At 75.7% G+C, this 7,074-nt stretch carries 9 protein-coding genes; 7 read left to right on the forward strand and 2 right to left on the reverse strand.

The annotated features are described in order from the left end of the window. On the forward strand, positions 1–741 hold a 741-nt coding region (locus VGB14_20025; protein ID HEX9995220.1), incomplete at its 5' end, for a phosphotransferase. Here the strand turns inward: VGB14_20025 and VGB14_20030 are convergent. Next, positions 723–1,547, reverse strand: coding sequence for a sigma-70 family RNA polymerase sigma factor (locus VGB14_20030; protein HEX9995221.1), 825 nt, complete (start codon positions 1,545–1,547; stop codon positions 723–725). The two genes, VGB14_20025 and VGB14_20030, sit on opposite strands and share 19 nt — an antisense overlap. Beyond that, positions 1,535–1,936, reverse strand: a complete 402-nt coding sequence (locus VGB14_20035; protein HEX9995222.1) for an SRPBCC family protein — start codon at positions 1,934–1,936, stop codon at positions 1,535–1,537. Before VGB14_20035 ends, VGB14_20030 begins: the two co-directional genes overlap by 13 nt. Positions 1,937–2,088: 152 nt before the next feature. On the opposite strand from VGB14_20035, the gene VGB14_20040 reads away from it, so the two are divergent. The 6 genes from VGB14_20040 (at position 2,089) to VGB14_20065 (ending at position 7,001) form a co-directional block, all read left to right on the forward strand. After that, positions 2,089–3,378: a hypothetical protein gene (locus VGB14_20040; GenBank protein HEX9995223.1), complete on the forward strand. Its 1,290-nt coding sequence runs from the start codon at positions 2,089–2,091 to the stop codon at positions 3,376–3,378. A gap of 77 nt (positions 3,379–3,455) precedes the next feature. Then, complete coding sequence (locus tag VGB14_20045) at positions 3,456–3,938, forward strand: VOC family protein (GenBank protein HEX9995224.1); 483 nt, start codon at positions 3,456–3,458, stop codon at positions 3,936–3,938. A gap of 54 nt (positions 3,939–3,992) precedes the next feature. Beyond that, positions 3,993–4,916 (forward strand): hypothetical protein, encoded by a 924-nt coding sequence (locus VGB14_20050; protein ID HEX9995225.1) that lies wholly within the window; start codon positions 3,993–3,995, stop codon positions 4,914–4,916. Continuing rightward, complete coding sequence (locus tag VGB14_20055; GenBank protein HEX9995226.1) at positions 4,913–5,833, forward strand: aminoglycoside phosphotransferase family protein; 921 nt, start codon at positions 4,913–4,915, stop codon at positions 5,831–5,833. Before VGB14_20050 ends, VGB14_20055 begins: the two co-directional genes overlap by 4 nt. Positions 5,834–5,886: 53 nt before the next feature. Next, complete coding sequence (locus VGB14_20060) at positions 5,887–6,165, forward strand: DUF1905 domain-containing protein (protein ID HEX9995227.1); 279 nt, start codon at positions 5,887–5,889, stop codon at positions 6,163–6,165. Further along, positions 6,165–7,001 carry an SMP-30/gluconolactonase/LRE family protein gene (locus tag VGB14_20065; GenBank protein HEX9995228.1) on the forward strand — a complete coding sequence of 279 codons (837 nt, stop codon included), beginning with the start codon at positions 6,165–6,167 and terminating at the stop codon, positions 6,999–7,001. The genes VGB14_20060 and VGB14_20065 overlap by 1 nt, the downstream gene beginning before the upstream one ends. The last annotated feature ends 73 nt before the right edge of the window (positions 7,002–7,074 follow it).

A 7,074-nucleotide genomic window follows, 5' to 3' on the forward strand; every position in this document is an offset into this window, starting at 1 on the left:
GCCGCCGTGTGGGCCGGGTCGGTCGAGCTGTGGCGGGCGGGCGGCGCCGGCGCGCTCGGGTTCGCCGTCGCCCGGCCGGACCGCCACGACCAGGCGACCGGCGCCGTCTGGCACCACGAGGTGCCCGGGCGCCCGGTCGAGCCGCTCGTGCTCGGGCCCGGCGCACCCGCGGTCGCCCACCGCCTGGGCGAGGCCCTCGGCCGCCTCGGCCGGGCGCCGGTCGCCCCCGTCGCCCGTGCCGGCCGGGCCGACCAGCTGGCGAGGACGGGCCGGGCCGTCGAGCGGGCGGCCCGGGCCCTGCCCCCGCTGGCCGGCGAGCTGCGGGCCCGCCTCGCCGCGCTGGCCGCGGCCGCCGGCGCCCTGCCGCCGGAGCGGTCGGTCCCGGTGCACGGCGCGCCCCACGTCCACCAGTGGCTGCTCGACGGCGACCGCCTGGGGCTCGTCGACTTCGACCGCTTCGCCATGGGCGAGCCCGAGCTCGACCTGGCCACGTTCGTCGCCGAGCTGCGCTCCGAGCGCCGGCTCACGGTGCCGCTGGCCGACCTCGAGGGCGCGCTGTGCGCCGGCTACGAGGCCGCCGGGCGACCGGTCGACCCCGCCGTGCTGGCCTGGTACCGGTCGCACAAGCTGCTGTCGAAGGTGACGCGGGCGGCCTGGGCCGTCCGCCCCGACGGCGACGACCGCGCCGCCCGCCACCTCGCCGCCCTCGACACGCCGGTCGGTCAGCCGAGCACGCGGTAGCGGCCGGAGGCGACGAGGTCGCCGACGGCCTCGACCACCGCGCCGGGCGCCCGGTAGTCGGGGTGGCTGCGCATGAGCGAGGCGAGGTCGTGGAGCCGGTCCATCTCGCCGACGGCGGCGGTGGCCTCGTGGTGCACCGCGAAGGCCGGGCGGGCCCGGTCGACGCGGCCGATGCGGACGGCCGTCGCCACCCGCCGGTCGCACCGGCAGGCCGCGCTCCGCTCGACCAGCCCGCAGTGCTCGGCCACGAACGCCTGGAGGCGGGCCCTGGCCCGGCTGGCCCGCTTGCGGAGGGCGGCCGGCGTGGTGGCGCAGACGTAGGCGGCGTCGGCGCTGCGGAGGCCGAACACGTCGGTCAGCACGTAGGCCAGGCGGTGCTCGCGGTCGAGGCACAGCAGCATCCCGAGCGTGCAGCCGAGCTTCACCTCCTCGGCGAGGAGGCGGTCGCCGGGGCCGTCGCCCTCGGGCTCGGCCAGCCCCTCGTGCAGGTCCTCGGCGAAGCGCCGGAAGTCGAACCGCTCCCGCTCGACCCGGCTCTCCCGCCAGTTCGTCAGGTGGTTGGCCGCCACCCGGTAGGCCCACGTGCGGAAGGCGGCCTCGCCCCGGTAGGAGCCGATGCGGGTGACGATGCGGACCATCGCCTCCTGGGCCGCGTCGGCCGCGTCCTCCGGGTGCCACAGCATCCGCAGCGCCAGCCGGTACACGTCGTCCTGCACGTGGCGGGCGACGGCGGCCAGCGCGTCGCGGTCGCCCGCGCCGGCCGCGAACGCCAGCCGCCGCAGCTCGGCGTCCTCTACAGCGGGCACTCGACCTCCATCAGCGCCCTGAGCGCGACGAGCTCGTGGCCGACGGCCGCGACGAGCTGGTCGAACACCTCGTCGGGCGTGCCCGGCTGCTGGAACTGGGTGAACACGACCTCGCTGCCGTCGCCGTTGGGCACGACCCGCACGTAGGCGACGGCCTCGACGCCGGGGGCGGGGCGCATGTGGAAGTCCACCGTACCGGCGGCCTCGTCCGCCTCGACGGCGACGGGCACGTCCCCCTGGGCGGTGGTGACGACCCACCCGGCCGGTTCCCGGCGGACGGCCTTGGCGAAGCCGATGGCCCAGCGGGGCAGGTGCTCCGGGTCGGCGAGGAAGGCGTGGACGGCCGCCGGCGGGGCGGCGATGCCGACCGTGCTCGTGTCGCTGCGCATGCCTGGTTGGACAGGGCGGCCGGGGCGGTTGTGACCGCGGCTCGGTGGGACCACCAGCGGCGGCGGGGTCGGGGGGCTACCCTCGCCCGGGGGACTGAGGCGGGGGGTCGGTCATGACCGTACGAGCTCGGGTCGTCCACGGACGGCGTCTGGTGGCACTGCTGGCAGCGGCGCTGGCGGTCGCCGGCACCACGGGCGTCGCCGGTGGCGCGGCCGCCGCGCCGGCCACGGTCCAGGTCAGCGTGGACACCGGCGGCGGCGATCCGGACGGCGGCAGCCACTACCCGTCGATCAGCCCGAACGGCCGCCACGTGTCGTTCCAGTCGAGCGCGTCGGACCTCGTGCCCGACGACGGCAACCGCCACTACGACGTGTTCGCCCGTGACCTCGTCACCGGCACCACCCGCCGGGTCAGCGTCGACCTCGCCGGCGGCGACGCCGACGGCCCGAGCGTGCTGTCGTCCATGAGCTGGAGTGGCCGGTACGTGGCGTTCGAGTCGGACGCCTCGGACCTCGTGGCCGGCGACGGCAACGGCCTGGAGGACGTGTTCGTCCGGGACATGGTCGCCGGCGTCACCACCCGGGTCACCGTCGACCTCGCCGGCGGCGACGCCGACGGCGACAGCTACTACCCCTCGATCAGCGCCGACGGCCGCTACGTCGCCTTCGAGTCCGAGGCGACGGACCTCGTGGCCGGCGACGACAACGGCCTCGAGGACGTCTTCGTCCGCGACCTGGCCACCGGCACGACCGTGCGGGCCAGCGTCGACGCGGCCGGCGACGACGCCGACGGCGAGAGCGAGTGGCCCCGCCTCAGCGCCGACGGGCGCCTCGTGGCCTTCCACTCCGAGGCCGGCGACCTCGTGCCCGGCGACGACAACGACCTGCTCGACGTGTACGTCCGCGACCTCGTCGCCGGCACCACCACGCGGGTGAGCGTCGACGGGACCGGCGGCGATCCGAACGGGCTCAGCTACCAGCCGTCCATCAGCGCCGACGGCCGCCACGTCGCCTTCGGCTCCGCGGCCACCGACCTCGTGGCCGGGGGCGACGACGGCCTGCACGAGGACGTCTTCGTGCGGGACCTGGTCGCCGGCGTCACCACCAGGGTGAGCGTCGACGTCGCCGGCGGCGACCCCGACCAGACCAGTCGCAACCCGTCCACCAGCGGCGACGGCCGCTACGTGGCCTTCTACTCGGAGGCCTCGGACCTGGTGGCCGGCGACGGCAACGGCGTCTACGACGTGTTCGTCCGGGACGTCGCCGCCGGCACGACGACCAGGGTCAGCGTCGACCGCTTCGGCGGCGACCCGAGCGGGCTCAGCTCCCGGGCGTCGATCAGCGAGGACGGCCGCCGCGTCGCCTTCCGCTCGCTGGCCTGGGACCTCGTGCCCGGCGGCCCCGACCACCGCTCGGACGTGTTCGTCCGCATCCTCGGCTGATCGCTCCGGGCCGGCCGATGAGCCGGGCCGGCCCGGTCCGTCGGATGCGGTGCGACGACGACGAGAGGACGAGCGCGATGGCGACGATCGGCAGGATCACCCCGTGCCTGTGGTTCGACACCAGGGCCGAGGAGGCGGCGACCTTCTACACCGGCATCTTCGAGGACTCCCGGATCGTCGAGGTGACCCGCTACGGCAAGGTCGGCCCCGGCCCCGAGGGCACGGTGATGACCGTGCGGTTCCAGCTGGCCGGGCACGAGTTCGTCGCCCTGAACGGCGGCCCCGAGTTCACCTTCAGCGAGGCCGTCTCGTTCCAGGTCCGCTGCGACTCCCAGGAGGAGGTCGACCGGTTCTGGTCGCTGCTGTCCGACGGCGGCGTGGAGAGCATGTGCGGGTGGCTGAAGGACCGCTTCGGCCTGTCGTGGCAGATCGTGCCGGCCGCCCTCCTCGACCTCGTCACCGACCCCGACGAGGAGCGCGCCCAGCGGGCCTTCCAGGCCATGCTCGGCATGCGCAAGATCGACATCGCCGAGCTCCACCGCGCCGCCGACGCCGTCTGAGCGCCGGGCCGCCTCCCGGTGTAGACCCGGGACGTGGCGACGATGGCGAGGCTCGTGTTCGGACGGCTCAGGGAGGCGTGGAAGGGCGAGGCGGCGGACTTCACGCCCCTGCTCGCCGAACAGCTCGACGCGATCGGCTCCGTCATCGGCGTCGACCTCGCGTCCGTCGGCGCATCCGAGGTGCCGACCACGGGCGGGCGACGGATCGACGTCGTCGCCCACGACGCCGACGGGTCGGAGTTCGTCATCGAGAACCAGTACGGGACCGCGGACCACGACCACCTCACCCGCGGCCTCGCCTACGCCGTGGCGCGGCGGGCTCGCGGCCTGGTCGTCGTCGCGGAGCAGCACCGCGACGAGTTCCGTGCCGTCGCCCAGTACCTCAACGAGCTCGCCGAGCTCGACCAGGAGCGGGGGATCGCCGTGTGGCTCGTAGAGGCGAGGGCCGTCCGCATCGACGACAGTCCGTGGGCGCCGCTGTTCACCGCCGTCGTGGCGCCGAACAACTTCACCGCGAGGGTCGAGCAGGTGAAGCAGTCGGAGGCCGGCCTGCGCTCGCTCGACGACTTCTGGGCGCAGTTCACGTCGCCGTCCTCGCTCGAGGCGGCGAAGGACGTCCTCGATCGGTGGCTGGACGCCGGCCATCGCAAGCGGCTCGGCCCCAACCACGTCGTGCTCGAGGCCAAGGGCCCGGCGAGGAGCGGCGTTAGGACCGTCGTCGCCGTCTACTCCGACGGGCGGGTGATGGTGCCGTTCGCGTCGTACGCCGGGATGAACAGCGGGATCCCCATCGACCCGCTCGTGACCGGTGAGTTCCGCGCCTACGCCGACGCGCTGTTCGGCTTCACCGGCACCGAGCAGCTGGCGAGGACGACCCCCGGCTGGCTGAGGCCGGAAACGGTCGACCCGCTCGTCCAGTTCTGCCTCGGCGTGGCCGGCGCGTACGCCGCGGCGCTGGAGCGGCAGACCGCGTCGTGACCCGGCCCGGGGCCGTGGACGTGCCGGCCGTGGTGCGGAACAAGGCCGTGCAGGCCGGGGCGTCGGGGTGGCTGGCGGCGCTGCCCGCGCTCGTCGCCGACCTCGCGGCCGAGTGGCGGATCGCCGTCGGGCCGGCGTTCGCCGATGCCACGGAGGCGTTCGTGGCCGAGGCCGTGCTGGCCGACGGCACGCCGGCCGTGCTCAAGCTGCTCGTCCCCCGCGACCACGACGCCGCCGGCCACGAGGCCACCGTCCTGCGCCTCTGCGGGGGCGACGGCTGCGCCCGCCTCCTCCGCGACGACCTCGACCGGGGCGCGCTCCTGCTCGAGCGGCTCGGCCCGTCCCTGCACGACCTCCGCCTCCCGATCCGGGAGCGCCACGAGGTGCTGTGCGCGACCGCGGCGCGCGTCTGGCGGCCGGCGCCCGGCTGCGGCCTGCCGACCGGCGCGGACAAGGCCCGCCGGCTGGCCGCGCAGGTCGCCGTTGCGTGGGACGAGCTGGGCCGCCCGTGCTCGGTCCGGGCCGTCGAGCACGCCGTCGCCTGCGCCGCCCGGCGGGCGGCCGCCCACGACGACGAGCGGGCCGTGCTCGTCCACGGCGACGTCCACCAGTGGAACGCGCTCTCGGCCGGCGGAGGCCGGTTCCGGCTGGTCGACCCGGACGGGCTGCTGGCCGAGGCCGAGTACGACCTCGGCATCGTGATGCGGGAGGACCCCGTCGAGCTCCTCGCCGGCGACCCGCACGAGCGGGCCCGCCGCCTGGCGGCCCGCTGCGGCCTCGACGCCACGGCCGTGTGGGAGTGGGGCGTGGTCGAGCGGGTGTCGACCGGGCTGCTGTGCACCGCCGTCGACCTCCAGCCCGTCGGCCGGGAGATGCTGGCCGCCGCCGACCACGTGGCCGCCACGGCGGCGCGATGAGTTCCGGCCCACCGGCCCGTCCACCAGCCACCGGACGACGAGAGGAGGCCCCGATGGCCAGCCTGGACAAGGAGTTCACGGCGACCCTGCGGAAGAGCCCGAGCAAGGGCGGGTGGACCTACGTGGTGATGCCGGGGTCGGCCGAGTTCTTCGGCACCCGCGGCCTCGTGAAGGTGCGGGGGACGGTCGACGGCCACCCGTTCCGCAGCTCGTTCATGGCCCTCGGCGACGGCACCCACAAGCTGCCGATCCGGGCCGACCTCCGCAGGGCCATCGCCAAGCACGAGGGCGACGTCGTCACCGTCCGGCTCGACGAGCGCCTCGACCCGTGATGCCCGAGGTCCTGCTCGAGGGCCTGGCCCTCGGCGAGTCGCCCCGCTGGCACGACGGGCGCCTGTGGTTCTCGGACTGGCTGGCCCACGAGATCGTCGCCGCCCGCCTCGACGGCACCCGGGAGACCGTCATGGAGGTGCCGGGGCTGCCGTTCTGCTTCGACTGGCTCCCGGACGGCCGCCTGCTGGTCGTCACCAACGGCGACGGGCGCCGGCTGGTGCGCCGGGAGCCGGACGGCTCGCTCGTCACCCACGCCGACCTCGCCCCGCTCGTCGACCGGCCGTGGAACGAGGTGGTCGTCGACGGCCGGGGCAACGCCTACGTGAACAGCATCGGCTTCGACCTCATGGCCGGGGAGGCGCCGCGACCGGGGATCGTCGCCCTCGTCACCCCGGACGGCACCGTGCGCCAGGTCGCCGACGGCCTGGAGTTCCCGAACGGCATGGCCGTCACCCCGGACGGCGGCACCCTGATCGTCGCCGAGTCCTACGCCAGGCGGCTCACCGCGTTCGACATCGGCGGCGACGGCGGCCTGTCCAACCGGCGGGTGTGGGCCGAGGTGGACGGCTACCCGGACGGCATCTGCCTGGACGCCGAGGGCGCCGTGTGGTGCGCGGCGATGCTGCGCTGCCTGCGGGTGGCCGAGGGCGGCGAGGTGCTCGGCGCCGTCGAACTCGACCGCAGCTGCTTCGCCTGCGCGCTCGGCGGCGACGACGGCCGCACCCTGTTCATGATGGCCGCCGAGTGGCGGGGCACCGAGGGGATGACCGGCGGCGAGCGGACCGGCCGGGTCGTCACCGCGCCGGCCCCGGCGCCGGGCGCCGCCCGCCCCTGACGCCTCAGGCGAGCGGACCGGGGAAGCCCTCGTCGACGTAGTGGACCAGCACGGTCGTCCACCGGGCGCCGCC

The organism is Acidimicrobiales bacterium (genome assembly GCA_036399815.1).
Taxonomy (GTDB): domain Bacteria; phylum Actinomycetota; class Acidimicrobiia; order Acidimicrobiales; family DASWMK01; genus DASWMK01.

Excerpts from the sequence above, each read along its gene's own strand:
- VGB14_20035 (HEX9995222.1), bottom strand. The coding sequence starts at position 1,936 with ATGCGCAGCGACACGAGCACGGTCGGCATCGCCGCCCCGCCGGCGGCC.
- VGB14_20045 (HEX9995224.1), top strand. The coding sequence starts at position 3,456 with ATGGCGACGATCGGCAGGATCACCCCGTGCCTGTGGTTCGACACCAGG.
- VGB14_20060 (HEX9995227.1), top strand. The coding sequence starts at position 5,887 with ATGGCCAGCCTGGACAAGGAGTTCACGGCGACCCTGCGGAAGAGCCCG.
- VGB14_20065 (HEX9995228.1), top strand. The coding sequence starts at position 6,165 with ATGCCCGAGGTCCTGCTCGAGGGCCTGGCCCTCGGCGAGTCGCCCCGC.